This is a genomic window from Sulfitobacter sediminis (assembly GCF_040811725.1).
GTDB classification, from domain to species: Bacteria; Pseudomonadota; Alphaproteobacteria; order Rhodobacterales; family Rhodobacteraceae; genus Sulfitobacter; species Sulfitobacter sediminis.
In genome coordinates, this window is the sequence record NZ_JBFNXX010000016.1 from 1 (window position 1) to 16,559 (window position 16,559).

Annotated in this window: 18 protein-coding genes; 3 read left to right on the forward strand and 15 right to left on the reverse strand. The window is 63.2% G+C overall.

All coding sequences use genetic code 11. The annotated features are described in order from the left end of the window. Positions 1 to 114: 114 nt before the first annotated feature. Positions 115 to 630 carry a hypothetical protein gene (locus AB2B41_RS17700; RefSeq protein WP_367879151.1) on the reverse strand — a complete coding sequence of 172 codons (516 nt, stop codon included), beginning with the start codon at positions 628 to 630 and terminating at the stop codon, positions 115 to 117. Between the two features lie 455 nt (positions 631 to 1,085). Continuing rightward, positions 1,086 to 1,484: a cupin domain-containing protein gene (locus AB2B41_RS17705; RefSeq protein ID WP_367879152.1), complete on the reverse strand. Its 399-nt coding sequence runs from the start codon at positions 1,482 to 1,484 to the stop codon at positions 1,086 to 1,088. A gap of 211 nt (positions 1,485 to 1,695) precedes the next feature. Here AB2B41_RS17705 and ppx point away from each other — a divergent pair, with 211 nt between their 5' ends. Further along, a complete protein-coding gene (gene ppx / locus AB2B41_RS17710) occupies positions 1,696 to 3,279 on the forward strand; it encodes an exopolyphosphatase (RefSeq protein WP_367879153.1) in 1,584 nt (527 codons plus the stop codon). Between the two features lie 792 nt (positions 3,280 to 4,071). Further along, complete coding sequence (locus AB2B41_RS17715) at positions 4,072 to 4,944, forward strand: hypothetical protein (protein ID WP_367879154.1); 873 nt, start codon at positions 4,072 to 4,074, stop codon at positions 4,942 to 4,944. 90 nt (positions 4,945 to 5,034) lie between these two features. Here AB2B41_RS17715 and AB2B41_RS17720 read toward each other — a convergent pair whose 3' ends face one another. The 8 genes from AB2B41_RS17720 to AB2B41_RS17755 all read right to left on the reverse strand — a co-directional run bounded on the left by AB2B41_RS17720 (position 5,035) and on the right by AB2B41_RS17755 (position 11,788). Further along, the gene (locus tag AB2B41_RS17720) at positions 5,035 to 5,424 is read right to left on the reverse strand and encodes a VOC family protein (RefSeq protein WP_367879155.1); all 390 of its coding nucleotides are present in this window, start codon (positions 5,422 to 5,424) and stop codon (positions 5,035 to 5,037) included. Positions 5,425 to 5,429: 5 nt separating this feature from the next. Continuing rightward, entirely contained in the window at positions 5,430 to 5,804 is a 375-nt protein-coding gene (locus AB2B41_RS17725; protein ID WP_367879156.1) for a hypothetical protein, read from the reverse strand. Positions 5,805 to 5,833: 29 nt separating this feature from the next. Continuing rightward, positions 5,834 to 6,865, reverse strand: a complete 1,032-nt coding sequence (locus AB2B41_RS17730) for an endonuclease/exonuclease/phosphatase family protein (protein ID WP_367879157.1) — start codon at positions 6,863 to 6,865, stop codon at positions 5,834 to 5,836. Next, entirely contained in the window at positions 6,846 to 7,544 is a 699-nt protein-coding gene (locus AB2B41_RS17735; RefSeq protein ID WP_367879158.1) for a TerB family tellurite resistance protein, read from the reverse strand. The genes AB2B41_RS17730 and AB2B41_RS17735 overlap by 20 nt, the downstream gene beginning before the upstream one ends. A gap of 31 nt (positions 7,545 to 7,575) precedes the next feature. Beyond that, positions 7,576 to 8,064 carry a GNAT family N-acetyltransferase gene (locus tag AB2B41_RS17740; RefSeq protein ID WP_367879159.1) on the reverse strand — a complete coding sequence of 163 codons (489 nt, stop codon included), beginning with the start codon at positions 8,062 to 8,064 and terminating at the stop codon, positions 7,576 to 7,578. Further along, positions 8,061 to 8,675, reverse strand: a complete 615-nt coding sequence (locus AB2B41_RS17745) for a VOC family protein (RefSeq protein WP_367879160.1) — start codon at positions 8,673 to 8,675, stop codon at positions 8,061 to 8,063. Before AB2B41_RS17745 ends, AB2B41_RS17740 begins: the two co-directional genes overlap by 4 nt. 73 nt (positions 8,676 to 8,748) lie before the next feature. Further along, positions 8,749 to 10,884: a methylmalonyl-CoA mutase gene (gene scpA, locus AB2B41_RS17750; RefSeq protein ID WP_367879161.1), complete on the reverse strand. Its 2,136-nt coding sequence runs from the start codon at positions 10,882 to 10,884 to the stop codon at positions 8,749 to 8,751. Continuing rightward, entirely contained in the window at positions 10,841 to 11,788 is a 948-nt protein-coding gene (locus AB2B41_RS17755; protein WP_367879162.1) for a hypothetical protein, read from the reverse strand. Before AB2B41_RS17755 ends, scpA begins: the two co-directional genes overlap by 44 nt. A 168-nt stretch (positions 11,789 to 11,956) precedes the next feature. Here AB2B41_RS17755 and AB2B41_RS17760 point away from each other — a divergent pair, with 168 nt between their 5' ends. Further along, a complete protein-coding gene (locus AB2B41_RS17760) occupies positions 11,957 to 12,412 on the forward strand; it encodes a DUF4174 domain-containing protein (RefSeq protein WP_367879163.1) in 456 nt (151 codons plus the stop codon). 85 nt (positions 12,413 to 12,497) lie between these two features. On the opposite strand, the gene AB2B41_RS17765 is transcribed toward AB2B41_RS17760, so the two are convergent. From AB2B41_RS17765 to AB2B41_RS17785, 5 genes are all read right to left on the reverse strand, one after another. Further along, positions 12,498 to 13,277, reverse strand: a complete 780-nt coding sequence (locus AB2B41_RS17765) for a hypothetical protein (protein WP_367879164.1) — start codon at positions 13,275 to 13,277, stop codon at positions 12,498 to 12,500. 4 nt (positions 13,278 to 13,281) lie between these two features. Then, positions 13,282 to 15,327, reverse strand: coding sequence for an acetyl-CoA carboxylase biotin carboxylase subunit (locus tag AB2B41_RS17770; RefSeq protein WP_367879165.1), 2,046 nt, complete (start codon positions 15,325 to 15,327; stop codon positions 13,282 to 13,284). 114 nt (positions 15,328 to 15,441) lie between these two features. Then, the gene (locus tag AB2B41_RS17775) at positions 15,442 to 15,648 is read right to left on the reverse strand and encodes a hypothetical protein (RefSeq protein WP_367879166.1); all 207 of its coding nucleotides are present in this window, start codon (positions 15,646 to 15,648) and stop codon (positions 15,442 to 15,444) included. A 322-nt stretch (positions 15,649 to 15,970) separates the two neighbouring features. Then, a complete protein-coding gene (locus AB2B41_RS17780) occupies positions 15,971 to 16,318 on the reverse strand; it encodes a hypothetical protein (protein WP_367879238.1) in 348 nt (115 codons plus the stop codon). Positions 16,319 to 16,399: 81 nt separating this feature from the next. Further along, positions 16,400 to 16,546 carry a hypothetical protein gene (locus AB2B41_RS17785; RefSeq protein ID WP_367879167.1) on the reverse strand — a complete coding sequence of 49 codons (147 nt, stop codon included), beginning with the start codon at positions 16,544 to 16,546 and terminating at the stop codon, positions 16,400 to 16,402. Positions 16,547 to 16,559 lie beyond the last annotated feature (13 nt).

A 16,559-nucleotide genomic window follows, 5' to 3' on the forward strand; every position in this document is an offset into this window, starting at 1 on the left:
TCGCCAGATCTCCCTTGCCTCAGGGCAAGTGAATCAGCCGATCACGCTTCGCTCAAGCAGAGTTTTTCAACAACATCAGCTCAAAGCGGACCTCAGGACGGAACGTACTAAGGGCTAAGCTAAGCGTTTTTCTAGCAAATCAAGTAGGTTCAATAGTGTGTGGTGCGCTTCAAGAATCTGATGTTCTAAATATATCTCTTCGCCGTCATCAAACCTAACAATGACCTGGTCGACGCCGCCAAATCGGCCTTCTCCAAAGCGTCCAAGACCATAACCTTTTGATTGTGATACGATCTGATCTGTTCGTTCGACCATCGGCTTTCCCCGCGTCAAAACGGCGTGCTTATTAGCCTTTGCTACGTCTAGAATGATCCGGAAACCAGTGCAATTCTCGGCAATGCGATGCCTGAATATACTGTCATTTGGGTCCGACGGATCACCACATTTGTGCCATCCTAGCAAGTCGAATGGGTTGATGTTGTTCTCTACGGCCTGTGCATAGATTTGCGCCGAAAGGGCATCAACGACAGCCACAGCCAAGAAAGCACGCCGTAGACAGGAAAAATCTGTATCAAACTCAGCAAGTGTCGGTTCGACAATATTGTCGTTAAATTGTCTGGCGTCGATCATGGCTCCGGAAATATACTCTTCCCTCCGGAACCTCCAGAATAGTTTAGGTTTCTAGCTCCTTGCCGATTACGGTGAATGTAGGGAGGCAGCCCGAAGCGGACCAACGTGCCTTGCGGCAAGTGGCTTATGCTGCTGATACGAACGATATGTCTCGAATACCCCGGTACTGTCATTCGTCCACAGCGCAACATCGGGCAAACTGGGCTCAGAAAAGACATTAGCCTCCCCCGTCGCCGGTTCAAACAGTGAACCCACCTCGCCCATCTTGAGCCCCAAACCACTGCAACGGGGCCTGCATGACCGAGCAACGAGAGCCGTCCCCCGGACGTAGCCGCAACCGGCATCGCGGAAGGGTTTTTTCAGACCGCTGATCGAAGGGGCTTTGGGCACGGCGCTTCTGACGCTCGCGGATCGTCACGACCGACCGGCCACCGCCCCAATCCGAGCCCGGGCCCTCAACCGGGCACCAACGCCTCCAGTTCCGGCATCAGGACAACGCTTTCCTGTTCATTCGGATCGGTGCGCGCGATGACCGCGACCGCAGGGGTGTCACCGTCATTGAACGGGAGATGGGGGGTGTTGGGCGGGATGTAGATCAGGTCGCCCGCGTTGGTCTCCATGACGTTCTCCAGCCTGTCGCCCCAGTACATCTTGGCCGAGCCGGAGATCACGTAGATCGCGGTTTCGTGGGATTCGTGCTTGTGCGCCTTGGCACGACCACCGGGCGGCACCGTCAGAAGGTGCATGCAGACGCCCTGACTGCCGACGGTCTCTTTCGCGATCCCCTGGAAATAGTCGAAACCCTGTTTGCCCGAATAGGTGCCGCCGGGTCGCAGTTTCACGCAGTCCGCCATCGCGATGACCTTTCTTTTCCGTTGGAGACACCTCCCAGCGTACCCCTGAAGTAGCATTGACCGAAGCGGAAACGACGCGTCCCCGGCAAGACGGCAAGGGCCCTTCGCGTTTCTCGAAGGGGACGCTGGCAGCAGTAGGGGGTGTCTTCAACATTGACCCCGCCGCCCCCCTGCCCCATCTTGCGGCCCAAGCGACTGCCACGGGGACTGCATGACCGAGCAACGAGAGCTGATCCGCCCGGACGTACCGGAAACCGGCGTCGCGGACCTTGGGCTGTTTGGCAAGCCGCTGTTTCAGGACCCCTCGGCGCGGGCGCTGGCGCGGGTGGGCGTGGTGGACGTGGGCTCGAACTCCGTCCGGCTGGTGGTTTTTGACGGGGCGGCGCGGTCGCCTGCCTATTTCTACAACGAGAAGATCATGTGCGCGCTGGGCTCTGGCCTGTCGGAGACGGGGCATCTGTCGCCCGAAGGCCGCGTGCGGGCGCTTTCGGCGATGCGGCGGTTCAAGAAGCTCGCGGATGGCATGGGGCTGACGGAGCTGTCGGTGGTGGCCACGGCGGCGGTGCGCGATGCCAGCGACGGGCGCGAATTCTGCGACGAGGTCATGCGCGAGACGGGGCTGCGCATCTGGGTGATCGACGGCGAGGAAGAGGCGCGGCTGTCGGCACAGGGCGTGCTCTTGGGCTGGCCGGGGGCTTACGGCCTTGTCTGTGACATCGGTGGGTCTTCGATGGAGCTGGCCGAGATTTCGGGGGGTCGCGTCGGGCGGCGCGTGTCCTCGCAACTGGGGCCGCTGAAACTGCGCGACATGAAGGGCGGCGCCAAGGCGCGGCAGGCGCATATCAAAGAGGTCATGGGAGGCCTGCAGGAAAAGATGGGCGCACAGCGCGACCGGCTTTTCCTTGTGGGGGGATCATGGCGCGCGATTGCGCGGATCGACATGCTGCGCCGGGGCTATCCTCTGCACGTGCTGCACGAATACCGCATGACACCGCGCGCGGTGAGCGCCACGGTGAAATTCATCAAGAAGACCGACCCCGAGGAACTGCGCGCCCTGTCGGGCGTGTCATCCACCCGGATGGCGCTGGTGCCCTACGCGGCGGAGGTCCTGAGCCGGCTGGTCAAGACCTTCAAACCCAAGGATATCGCCATTTCCAGCTACGGCATCCGCGAAGGCATGCTCTACGAGCAGATGCCCCAGCGCCTGCGCGACCGCGATCCGCTGATTGAGGCCTGTCGCTTTGCCGAGGCCAAGGACGCGCGGATGCCCGGGTTCGGCAAGACGCTTTACAATTTCATCCTGCCGCTTTTCAAATCCGCCCCCGCCACGCGCAAGCGGCTGGTCAAGGCGGCGTGTCTCTTGCATGACGTCAGCTGGCGCGCGCATCCTGACTACCGCGCCGAGGTCTGTTTCGACAACGCCACGCGCGCGAACCTTGGCGGGCTGAAGCATTCGGAGCGTATCTTCCTGGGGCTGGCGCTGATGCACCGCTATTCGAACAAGCGCGAGAATTCGCGGTTCTCGGACCTGTTCGAGATGGTCGACGAAAAGACCCGTGCCGAGGCGGAGGTGTTGGGCAAGGCCATGCGCTTTGGCGCGATGCTGTGGATGAACCCCGAAGAGGACCGGGGCGAGCTGCGCTGGTATGCGAAGAAGAAGAAGCTTGAGCTGCGTTTGACGCAGGACATGCTGCCGCTTTTCGGTGAGGTTGCCGAGGCGCGGCTCAGTTCGCTGGCGGCCTCGCTGGGGGCCGAGGTGGAGATCAAGACCATCAGGGCGCGCAAGGGCGACTGACGGTGATGTCCCTTTGGGGAAAGGTGGGTTTTCCGCGTTTTTCGGAGGGGTTAAGGACTCTCTTCGCCTTTCGATGGCCTTTGACGAATTGGCCGGTCACCACACAGGCCGGAAAAGGGCGGTCGGACCAAAGGTCTACCAGATTGGCAAGCACGAAGCCCTCTTCCTTGAGCTTAAGGGAGGCCTTTCTCGGGCCGTTGAAGCAAGAGGTCAGGCACGGAGGCTGCGAGGTCGCAACTCATCGGCATCTGGGGCGATCACGTGTAGCTGAAACACCATGGCAATCAGCACCCAGAGCGAGCGGTTAGGCCCCGCTCAAACTACCGGCCAAAGCGCCTTTCCAATAGAAGGGACCGGCCAATGCATTTCCGCTTGCTTCGGAAACGCTACACGCCCGACTTGATAGGGGGCCTTACGGCATTCACGTCCGCGTCCTGGCACAAGGCGATCTTAGGACAAACGAAACGGACTAACCGAATGAAGAGCCGCATGTATCCGTGAACGTGGCAGTCACAAGCTTCCATGTCTTTCCTGTCGAGAGCTTTTTGTTCGAACTGATGCCCGGGAGTGCCCATTTTTCTGAGCGGAGCACTTGGGACGTCTCACAGAAGCACGCCTTCACTAAAGGGCTCCTCGCAAGCCAGTTGACCTAAGGTCAATGAATTTGATTGCCAAAATTTCTACCTTTGATAGAATTATTAGTGCGTATCGCTGATTTCTTCCACCAGAAGGGGAATTTTAGCACCTCGGCGGGGGGATCCAAAGCTCATAATTCAATGGGGGATCTAACCGATGAAACTGACCAAACCATGCGTCCTAGCAGTGTCTCTGGTTGCTTCGTTCTGCGGGGCATCGGCCATGGCGGGAACCCTGTCGCCATTTACCGGCTACACGGTATTCTCCGAGGATTGCTCGACCTGTGATTCAACAACGAACTTCTCCGTTTGGCACAACACTGACGGAGATTGGAGTGACGACCTCTTCTTTGGCAGTGCCTTCAGCAGCGCGGTCGGCTTCAACGGCAATGCGGTCGGTTCAATCGATACATCCGCTAATTTCGTCTACATGTACCAGGTGGTCAATTCAAATCCCCGCACCGAATCCGGCATCGACAACGCGCTCGCCAGTCTCGGGGTGACGGTCGAGTCCGACCTCATTACAAGTGGCGGTTACTTTGCCGGTCACGTGTTCCAGACCAATGAAGCGGTGCCTCAGCCGATCGACGGCACGCCGGAGAACATGGACGGCACAAGCACCGCCGTCGGCAGCTTGAATGCGCCAACGCCTCCTCTGGATGTGCCGGATGACGGCGCACCGGCTGTGAACGGCCTGACCACGGGTCTTGTCAGAGATGCCGGCGCCGTGCCTGCCAACAGTTTCTTCCTCAACCAGAACCTGGAAAACGACAACTTCTTCGCCGACATGCGAGACGTCGAAGGTGTGCTGTGGGGCTTCACCGGAATTCCCACAGGCGGATACACATCGGTACTGTTCATGACGTCGAATCACGGACCGCGCTACACTTGGGGCGAGACCGATACGGGGGGTATCGGAGCCCTTGGCGATGTCCCGACGCCTGTCCCACTACCCATGCCCGCCATGCTTCTGATCAGCGGCCTCGGCGGCTTCGCCTTCCTGCGCCGCCGCGGTCGCCGTAGGGCCTGACGCCAAATCAGGCCCGGTCTCTCGCCCGCGCCTCCTCTCACGGCGGTCGCATAGTGGTTCCGGATCGAGATCGACGCGGAGGCGGCCCCCTCAGATCTCCGCGTAGATCTCCAGAAGATTGCCGTCCGGGTCCCGGAAGAACAGCGTGCGGTGGCCAAACGGCCTGTCCGTCGGGGGCGAGACGATGGCGATACCCCGCTCGACCAGTTCCGCCGCGCAGGCATCCACCGCTGCGACCGGCACGCGGAAAGCCAGTTGCAGCGCCGCCGTCCCATCGGGAACGGGGGCGTCGTCCCTTGTCATGCCGGGCGCGGACAGGGCCAGGATCGTGCCGCCGACGCGATACTCCAGCCAGTTCTCCGACAATGCCCGTTCCAGCGCGAAGCCCAGCACATCCTCGTAGAAGGCGCGCATCGCGGCAAGGTCGCGGGTGATGATCACGGTGTAATCCACCGCCCGGATGGCATCGAAGGCGGACACGGGGCTCAAAGCTCGATCTGCGGGGCCGGTTCGGTGGGCGTTTCGGGCGGGGTCATCGGGTGGTTGGGCTTGCGGCGGATGATGATGTCGCCGTTGGGCAGCATCTCGGGTGCCTCGTAGGCGCTCCAGTCCTCGACCTCGTCCAGCAATTCGCCAAGCTTCGGCCCCATCTCCTGCGCGAACTGGCGCAGCGCCGGGCCGATGTCGTCGGCAAAGCCCTGAAATTCCTCGATGGCGGGCTCCATTTCTCTCAGGATGCCTTCCATGAAAAGCTGCGCGCCCCGCTCCATCAGGGACAGGCCGCGCTCGTCCTCTTCCTGCGCCCGTGCGACGGGCGCGGCGAGGGACAGGGCAAGGGCAAGGGCGGCGATACGTTTCATATGCCCAATATAAGCCTGCACCGCCCGAATTACGAGAGATCGTCGAAGTCGAGCGTCACCGGAAAGTGGTCGGAAGCGGTAACCAGCGCATCGCGCAATTCGGGGTTCTGCCAGCATTCCGGATCATCCAGCGGATGCCAGATGCGCCAGCGGGCGTTGCGCGCGTGAATGTCGTTGGTGACCATGATGTAATCGAGCAGCGCCTGCAGGAACCGCTTTTCGGGCCTGATCCAGAAGCGTGCCGTGGTCGGCTGCGCCCCCAGCTTGCGGCTGAGCGCCTGCCGCGCGTGCGGATCGAAGAGCCCCGCGCCATCGTCCATGCCCATCACGATCTCGACCGAGGACCGCCCGAAGAGGCTTTCGAATTCATCGAGCCCGGGGCCGTCGTTCAGATCACCCAGCACGATCAGCGGCGTGCCCTCGGCCAGATGCTCGTCGATGCGGGCGCGCAACCAGACCGCCTGCGCCAGTTGCTTGCGCCGGTTGGCGATGTTGATCGAGGCCATCTCGGCAGCACTGCCCGCCCCATGGGGGGCTTTGGATTTCAGATGCGCACCGATCATGCGGAAATCGAGCCCGCCTGCCGTCTGCACGGCAACCTCCAGCGGGGGTTTCGAGAAGACAACAAGGTCTTCGGTCGCGTCGATGTCGAGGTCAATGAGTAGCGCCCCGTCGAAACGCGGCGCACCGGCGGCCCCTTCGGTGCCCGAGTATTCGCCCTGCGGATCATGGGCCGCGATCATCACGTCCGGATCGTAGAGAAGCGCGATCTCCTGCTCGGTATCGTTCGGGAATCCCATGATAATCTCGCGGGTGCGCAGTTGGAAATGATCGACGAAATTGGTCAGCGCCCGGATGGTGGAGTTGGTCTTGCTCTGATCCGGTGCCTCGATCAGCATGACGGCATCGGCATCAATGGCGCGAAAGACCGTGCCAAGTGCGGCCGTCTGCTGGGCGCGGGTGACGTTGTAGCGCGCCGACCAGCCGCCGTCGTTCAAAAGCTCGTCCTTGCGGTTGAAGAGCGACGAGAACCACTCGACGTTATAGGTTGCGATCCGCATTGGTCCGTTTCCCCGAAAAGGTCTCCCAGGCGCGGTTGATATCGATCATGCGTTTCTCGGCCATGCGGATCGCCTCTTGCGGCAGGCCCCGCGCGGTCAGCGCGTCGGGATGATTGTCGCGCACAAGCTTGCGCCAGGCGGCGCGCGCCTCTTCCAGCGAGGCACTGGCGGGAATGCCCAGCACCGTATGCGGCAGCGGCGAGGTATCGGGGACAAAGCGCGCCTTCAGCGAAGCGAAATCATCCTCGGATATGCCGAAGATGCGCGCCACCTCCTCGAGAAAGGCATCCTCGTTGGGATGATAGCGCCCGTCGGCCATGGCGATGTGAAAAAGCCCCTCGATCAGGTCCTGCAGCGCGTCGGGCTGGTCGCGGAACATGGCCGCGATGCGCCGGGCGTAATCGTCGTAGCCCGCCACGTCCTGCCGCGCGAGGTTGAAGACCCGCGCCGCGCCCTCGGTATCGTCCTCGGCGATCTGGAAAACCTCGCGGAAGGCCGTCACCTCGTCACGCGTCACGAGCCCGTCGGCCTTGGCCATCTTGGCGCCCAGCGCGATCACCGCGATGGTGAAGGCGACCGAACGCTCCGGCGGGCTGCGCAGCCGGTCAAAGACCGCCGCGAGCCCCTCGCCCGAGGTGAGCGCCGAGAGCGCCTCTGTAATGCGGGTCCAGATCGACATGGGGCGACCTTAGCGAAGGCTGTGAGGGAAGTCAGGACGAAGGAAGGGTTTTCTGCATGAAAATCAGATCAAGCCACTGCCCCGACTTGCGCCCCACCTGGGGCAGTTTGCCGGTCTGCTCGAACCCGAGTGCCGCGTGAAAGGCCACCGCGCCGGGATTGGCCGCGCTGATGCCCGCGACCATCACGTGGATACCGTGGGCGGCAGCATGTTCCATCGCCTTGTGCATCAGCGCGCGCCCCAGCCCCCTGCCCCGCCCTTCGGGCGCAAGGATCAAGGTATGCTCGGCAGTCGTGGCGTATCCCGGGCCGGTCCGGAACGGCCCGTAGGTGACAAAGCCCAGTACCTTGCCCGCCTCTTCCGCCACCCAGAACGCACCCTGACGCTCCGAGATATGGGCGGCAAGCGTGGCCTCGGTCCTTTCCTTGGTGGTGAAGGTGATCAGCGTGTCACGGATGATCACGTTCCAGATGGCGGCGATGGCGGCGGCATCGGCCGGCCGCGCGGTGCGGATGTTCATGGCAAATGGCACTCCTGCCCGTTCACGGTAAAGGCGGCGGAAAGCCCCGCGGCGCCGGTTTCAAAGATCACGCGGTCGTCCGACAGATGCGGCGCGAGCAGCGCCTGCAGGTCGGCAGCCTCGGGATGGCGAACGCGCAACCGGTCAAGCCTGACGCCCCGCTGCGCAAGCCGGGATGCGGGGTGCGCCGCCCCTTCCCATTCGATCAGCGCGGGCGCGCAATTGTCGAAGGGCAGCACACCGCTTTCTGGCACCGCCATGCGCCAGCGCAGGTCGCCGCGCATGAGCGAGACCGGCGCGCCGAACCCCTCCGGCAGCGCCGCCAGCGTCGCGTCGAGATCGTCGCAGCGGCAAATCCAGTTGGTCAGGCGCGGCTGGCCTGTGAAACGGTCGAGATCGAACCAGCGCGGCCGGTCCGGCACTGGCGCATCGGGATTGATCGCGATGGCCTCAAGATAGAGCCCGTTCTCGAGCCCCAGCAGGCGGTTGTGCGTGTGAAAGACCGCGTGTTCCCCGCCCGGCTGCAACGGCACGCCCAGCGCCCCCTCGCACCAGTCCGAGGCCGCCTTCAACGTCTTACCCGCTACCGCAATATGATCCAGTTCCAACACACCCCCGCTCCTCTTTCTGGCCACATAAAGTCCTCGGAGGGGTCTGGGGAGGCAGAAAGCCTCCCCAGCGCTCTCACCCCCGCGCCTCGCGGATGAGCTTGAGAATATCCGCCGCCGCCGCCGGAATGTTCGTTCCGGGCCCAAAGATCGCCTTGACGCCGGCGTCATAGAGGAACTGGTAGTCCTGCTGGGGGATCACCCCGCCACAGATCACGAGGATATCCTCTGCGCCTGCCTCTTTCAGCGCCTTAACAAGCTGCGGGGCGAGCGTCTTGTGGCCCGCCGCCTGGGACGAGATGCCGATCACGTGCACGTCGTTGTCCACGGCGTCCTGCGCGGCTTCGGCGGGCGTCTGGAAGAGCGGGCCGACGTCGACATCGAAACCGATGTCGGCAAAAGCGGTCGCGATCACCTTGGCCCCCCGGTCGTGGCCGTCCTGGCCCATCTTGACGACCAGCATCCGGGGGCGGCGGCCTTCTTCCTCGGCGAAAGCTTCCACGTCCTTCTGGATCGCGGCGAACCCTTCGTCGCCCTCGTAGGCCGCCCCGTAGACACCCGCGAGCGTTTTCACCTCGGCGCGGTGGCGGCCGAATTCTTCTTCCATTGCCATGCTGATTTCTCCCACGGTGGCGCGTGCGCGTGCTGCTTCCACGGCCGCTTCCAACAGGTTGCCTCCCTCTTTTGCCCGGCGCGTCAGTTCGCTGAGCGCCGCTTTGCAAGCGGTCTCATCGCGGCTGGCGCGGATGCGTTCGAGACGCGCGATCTGCGCCTCGCGCACCGCGACGTTGTCCACATCAAGGATGTCGATCGGGTCTTCCTTGTCGCGGCGGTACTTGTTCACACCGACGATCACCTCGGTGCCCCGGTCGATATTGGCCTGACGCCGCGCGGCGGCCTCTTCGATGCGCAGCTTGGGCATGCCCGAGGCCACGGCCTTGGTCATGCCGCCCATCTCCTCGACCTCCTCGATCAGCTTCCACGCGGCTTCGGCGAGGTCCGCCGTCAGCTTCTCGACGTAGTAGGAGCCCGCCAGCGGGTCGACCACGTTGGTGACGCCGGTTTCTTCCTGCAAGATCAACTGGGTGTTCCGCGCGATGCGCGCCGAGAAGTCGGTGGGCAGTGCGATGGCCTCGTCGAGCGCGTTGGTGTGGAGCGACTGGGTGCCGCCGAGGACTGCCGCCATTGCCTCGTAGGCAGTGCGCACGACGTTGTTGTAAGGGTCCTGTTCCTGCAGGCTCACACCCGAGGTCTGGCAGTGGGTGCGCAGCATGGAGGACTTGGGGTTCTTGGGATTGAACTCGGACATGATGCGGTGCCAGAGCAGGCGCGCGGCGCGCAGCTTGGCGGCTTCCATGAAGAAATTCATGCCGATGGCGAAGAAGAAGCTGAGGCGGCCCGCGAATTTGTCCACGTCCATGCCACGCGCGATGGCGGCGCGCACGTATTCGCGCCCGTCGGCAAGGGTGAAAGCCAGCTCCTGCACCAGGTTCGCGCCTGCCTCCTGCATATGGTAGCCGGAGATCGAGATGGAGTTGAATTTCGGCATCTCGTTCGAGGTGTATTCGATGATATCCGCGATGATCCGCATCGAGGGTTCGGGAGGGTAGATGTAGGTGTTGCGGACCATGAACTCCTTGAGGATGTCGTTCTGGATGGTACCCGAGAGCACCGAACGCGCGTGCCCCTGCTCTTCGCCTGCGACGATGAAACTGGCGAGGATCGGGATCACCGCGCCGTTCATGGTCATGGAGACCGACACCTTGTCGAGCGGGATGCCGTCGAAGAGGATTTTCATGTCCTCCACCGAATCAATGGCCACGCCCGCCTTGCCTACATCCCCTTCCACGCGGGGGTGATCGCTGTCATAGCCCCGGTGCGTGGCCAGATCGAAGGCGACCGAGACGCCCTGCTGACCGGCGGCGAGGTTGCGGCGGTAGAAGGCGTTGGATTCCTCCGCCGTGGAAAAGCCCGCGTATTGCCGGATGGTCCAGGGGCGGCCCGCGTACATCGTGGCCTTTACCCCGCGCGTGAAAGGCGCCTGCCCCGGCATGGAGCCAAGGTGGTCGAGCCCCGCGATATCCGAGGCGTCATAGACCGGCTGGACGTCGATGCCTTCCAGCGTGTGCCAGGTCAGGTCGTCGGGGGTGCGGTTTCTGAGTTCGGCCTCAGCGGTTTTGCGCCAGATGTCCTTGGGACTGTCCTGTGTCATATCCTTGTCCTTTTGTCATGGCACCCGATGGCAGGATTATTCCCGCTCTTTCCAGGCGCGCGTCCTCTGTCAGTTTCGCCAGCCCGTCCGCCCCAGCAAAAAGCCAGTGCAGATCGTCGGCGTAGTCCTCGCGCAGCTTTGCTGCTTGTTCTTGTGAAAATGGCTGCCAGCGGCCCACATCATCGGGCAGCAAGTCGGGATCGCCCCCCTGTTCGGTGAGTGTCGCGCGCAGGGCGCGCAGGTCCTGCGACCGGTTGAGCCAGCGCAGCTTGCTGTCCCTCGGAACCTCACGCCCCAGCGCGGCGCGCAGGATTGTGTCGGGGCGGCCTGCGCTGGTCTCGAAGGGGATAACCTCGATCTCGGCCCCCGGTGCCGCGCATGCGATATCGGTGATCACGTCGCGCCATGTCCGGCGGCTTGTCGCAATGGCGTCGAGCCGCGCCTGCGAGGGTAACGGATGGCCGCGCGAGACGGTGAGTGCGCAGGCGGAGGCCCACCAGATTTCCTGGCTGCGGATCGACAGGACGATGCGGCGGACCTGACCGCCGAAGGCCGCCGAAACCCGCGCTGTCCGTTCCCCGGCGCCGGGATAGAGCCGCTTTGCGTGCAGGTTTTGAACGCAGGTGCCCAGAAGGTTTTCGTCGCTCACCAGAAGCTCCGAGACACCGGCCTTTTGCGCCTGACGCGCGAACATCCGCGCCCGCCCCTCGGCCCTGCGCGCGACATTGCGCCCCTTCTGCGCTGCGGTCGCGCGGAAGAGGCCGGGAAAGACCGACTTTCGCGTGCGCTGCGGTCCCCAGAAGCCCACGCCCTGCGCCGCGAGGTCGTCCACGTGGTCGCGCATGTAATGCTGAAACGTGGTCGTCGCGGTACGGTGCGCACCGAGATGCAGAATGACGTCCATGAGCCTTTGGACAAACCTCTTCCAAGGGGCCGCCCCGTTCGGCCATGATGCGAGGATGGCCCCCGTCATGGCGCAAAACCCCTTGCGGTGCGCTTAATGCCCACCTGAGACGATTTATCCATCGCATTTGGCCAAATCGGGCTTATATCTGAGGCAACAGGAGAAGACATGAAACGCCTCATCCCTATTGTAATCGCTGGATTAATTGCCACCGGCGCGCTGGCGCAGGAGACCGGTGCCATGGAACGCGAGACCCTCTTTGCGCCTGCCGATATGCCTGATTTGAGCGAATTCCGCTGGAAAAAGCGGCCCGTTCTGGTCTTTGCCGACAGCGACAACGACCCGGCGTATATCGAACAGCTCGAGCTTCTGGGCGAGCGGCCCGAGGAATTACTGGAGCGCGATGTGATCGTGCTGACCGATACGGACCCCGAGGCGCGGTCTGCCCTGCGGCTCAAGATGCGCCCGCGCGGGTTCATGCTGGTGCTGGTAGGCAAGGACGGCGGCGTGAAGCTGCGCAAGCCCTTCCCCTGGGACGTGCGCGAGATCACCCGCAGCATCGACAAGATGCCGATCCGCCAGCAGGAAATCCGCGACGCGAAGGAGGCCGCGCGCGAGCGGTGATCCTTGCGGGAAACGCCGTCTTCACCTATATTTAGCACGTGACAGCCTAAGAGGCAGGATATGGAAAAAGACCCTGACATTCCGTTCACGCCGATCCCCGTGACTTGGCGGACGGGTCCGCGTCCCGGTTATTGATGACGCGTTGGGCGGCAGCGACGCCGCCGTCCGAATAGGCCTTGATCAGGCGCAGGGCATATTTTCCGAACAGAAACGACTGTTTGCGCATTCCCACGTAATCCGAATACATCGCCACCCGCCGGTCCGTGGCAAGCGTCTTGAACGTGTCGCCGCGCATGTCCTCGGCCAATGCCGAGACTGACTTGATCAGGCTGTAATAGGCGACGATGGCGTCGATGGTCTGGCGCGGCAGCACGTCGATCTCGCGGATGACCGCATCATAGACGTGGTCGTGATGTTCGCGCGGGATGAAGGGGACATAGGTTTCGTCTTCTTCCATCCTGGCGATGATCTGGTTGACGTAAGTATCCGTTTCCCCCGATTCCCAGAGCGATTCCAGGGTGTTGCCGATCTCGGCGTAGATCGCCTTGTGATAATCCCTGAGCCGTTCGGCGCGCGACCGCGCCTTGGCCAGTTCCGCGAAAATCGCCGTCGTGAGCCAGCCCACGGCAATCACAAGCCCCGCGATCATCGCCTGCTGAATGCCGGTATCGAGGCCCCGGAGGAACGGCAAGGAAATCCAGGTGAGCCCGCCCAGCACCACGACGACCGGAAGGCCGATGGTCAGAAAGAACTGGGCGATGATCAGCCCCGCCGTCCGCGCCTCTTTCCAAAGCGCCAGCACGGCGGCGCAGACGAGCGCGCCGGCCAGCAGGAACCAGGGAAAGAGGGAAGCGGACTGGGTCACGGCCCTATTCGAACTCCATGATCACGTCGTCCACGGCAAGGCTGTCGCCCGCCTCGGCGTTCACCTTGGACACCACGCCCTTGCGTTCGGCGCGCAGGATGTTCTCCATCTTCATCGCTTCGATGGTGCAGAGCGCCTGGCCTTCCTGAACCTCGTCACCCACGGCGACGTTCATCTTCACGACAAGCCCCGGCATCGGGCAAAGCAGCATCTTGGAGGTGTCGGGCGGTACCTTTTCGGGCATCTTGCGGGCCAGTTCCGCCTGACGCGGCGTGCGCACATGAACCTTCAACTCCGCCCCACGGGTACGGATGCGGAAACCGCCCGAGATCTTGCCGACCTTCATCACCAGCGGCGCATCGTCCACCGTCATGGAGGCCAGCTGATCCCCCGGCGTCCAGTTGCCCGTGACGCGCATTTCGTGGCCGTCCTCGAAACGGACGGTGGCGCCCTTGGGGTCGGCCTCGATCACCACGTCGAAGGCGTGGCCCTGCAGGCGCACGTTCCAGTCGGAGCCGACCTTGCGCTCGTGGTTGTCCATCCGGCCCGAGACGCGGGCGCGGCGGATTTCGGCCACGCGGTGCATCGCGGCGGTGGCGGCGGCGATGCGGCGCAGATCGGTTTCGGTCAGTTCCACGCCTTCGAAACCGTCGGGATATTCCTCGGCGATGAAGGCAGTGGTCATGTCACCCGAGACGAATTTGGGGTGGTCCATCACGGCCGAGAGGAACGGCAGGTTGTGACCGATACCTTCGACCTCGAAGCTGTCGAGTGCCACGCGCATCCGCTCAATGGCCTCGGCCCGCGTGGGTGCCCAGGTGCAAAGCTTGGCGATCATCGGGTCGTAGTACATCGAAATCTCGCCGCCCTCGTAGACGCCGGTGTCGTTGCGCACGGCCATGTCGGCGGTGGGCGCGGCATCGGCCCATTTGCCGTTGTCGCTGAGCGGGCCTGCGGCCAGTTCCTGCGGCGGGCGGTAGCGGGTCAGACGGCCGATGGAGGGCAGGAAGCCGCGATAGGGGTCTTCTGCGTAAAGACGGTTCTCGATGGCCCAACCGGTGAGCGTGACGTCGTCCTGCGTGATCGACAGCTTCTCGCCATTGGCGACGCGGATCATCTGTTCGACAAGGTCGACGCCCGTGATCAGTTCCGTGACCGGGTGTTCCACCTGCAGGCGGGTGTTCATTTCGAGGAAGTAGAAGTTCTTGTCCCCGTCCACGATGAATTCCACCGTGCCCGCGCTGGCATAGCCCACGGCCTGCGCGAGGGCGACGGCCTGTTCGCCCATGGCCTTACGCGTCTCAGGGTCGAGGAAGGGCGACGGGGCCTCTTCGACGACTTTCTGGTTGCGGCGCTGGATCGAGCATTCCCGCTCACCGAGGTAGATGCCGTTGCCGTGGGTGTCGCAAAGCACCTGGATTTCGATGTGGCGCGGCTGGGTGACGAATTTCTCGATGAAGATGCGGTCGTCTCCAAAAGAGTTCGCCGCCTCGTTCTTGGAGGACTGGAAGCCCTCGCGCGCCTCTTCGTCGTTCCAGGCGATGCGCATGCCCTTGCCGCCGCCGCCTGCGGAAGCCTTGATCATCACCGGATAGCCGATGTCGTTGGAGATCTTGACCGCCTCGTCCGCGTCCTCGATCAGCCCCATGTAGCCCGGCACGGTCGAGACCTTGGCGTCCTGCGCGATCTTCTTCGAGGTGATCTTGTCGCCCATGGCCTCGATGGCGCCCTTGGGCGGGCCGATGAAGGCGACGCCCGCCTTTTCAAGCGCCTCGGCGAACTTGGGGTTCTCCGACAGGAAGCCGTAGCCGGGATGCACGGCCTCGGCGCCAGAGGACTTGATCGCCTCCATGATCTTGTCGATCACGATGTAGGACTGGTTCGCCGGGGGCGGGCCGATGTGCACGGCCTCATCCGCCATCTGGACGTGCAGCGCGTTGGCATCAGCGTCGGAATAGACGGCGACGGACTGGATGCCCATCTTGCGCGCGGTCTTGATGACGCGGCAGGCGATTTCGCCCCGGTTGGCGATCAGGATTTTCTTGAACATGGGATGTCCTTCTGGGTCTTGAGGAAAACGCAAAAACCCCGCGGCGGCAGCCGCCGCGCGGGGTGAGAGAAGCGGGGGCGGCGCGGATCAGACCCGTGCGCGCCGGATGAGGGGTTAGTTACATCTGCCGGGGTAAAGCTGGCAGTAGGCGACGTTGCCCGCGGCCCCGATGGCCGCACCCTGGGCAAGGCTGCCGCTGGTGATGGCAGCGGCACCGGCACCGATGGCAGCACCGCCAAGGGCCTGCTCGCCAAGCGTGTCGCCACAGGCCGCGAGGCCGGTACACAGGACAGCGATGAGGCCGAGAGATTTGATCGACATGTTCTTCTTCCTTGTCTGCTCTTGATCGCAGAGCCAACGCGGAAGCGCCTGCCGGGTTCCACGCCGGGTGCGATGGACATGATCGCGCCATCCCCCTGACAGAGCCCGAAAAAATGGGGCAGTACAAACGGTGCGGTGTTGTACTGCCCCTGAGGGGAAGGGGTATGGTTTAGGTGTGTCGAAGACGCGCCCTTGGAGGAAACGCACTCAACATCTGTGACGGTGGCGCAAGTTGCGCCCCGCGCCAAGCGCCCACACCAAATGCGAGAAAAATCGGCTGACACCCGCTTATCTCTTGATATCGCAAGCAAGATCACGCCGATCACTCTTCGAAGGCTTCGGGGAAAGAGGCGCGGGCGGCGGCCTCGTTGATGACCAGCAGCGCCTCGTAATGCGCGGGGTCGAAGGGATCGGTGGCGGGCAGCACCTCGCGCCCGAAGAGCCAGGACAGGCGGCCCGCGTCGAGATTGCCGCGTTCGAAGGGCTGGTCACCAAAATGCGCCCAGAGGGCCGCCATGAAGGCCGTGTCGGCGCGGCGGTCGGCGGGCTTGCGGTCAGAGCGGCGCTCGCGCCGGATGATCGGCGTGACGCCCTTGGGGTTCGGGCGGCGGATGGTGAACTGGAAATCGGTGCCGGGCAGACGGCCCGGAAACCCGCGATGTTTCAGCATGTAGGCTGGCATCAGGCGGCCCTCCGATCAGCGGACCGCGCGGGGGTCCGGACAGGCGCGGACGCCTGTCCGGCAACAAGCTTACTTGTACTTGCCGGTGTAAGTGGGCTCCACCGAGATGGGCTCGGGCTCAACCACGACGTATTCTTCTTCGGTCTGGCCGGATGTGCAGGCGGCGACAACGGCGACAAAGCCGATGGCTGCCAGGAATTTGATGCTCTTCGACATCTCTGTCTCCTGT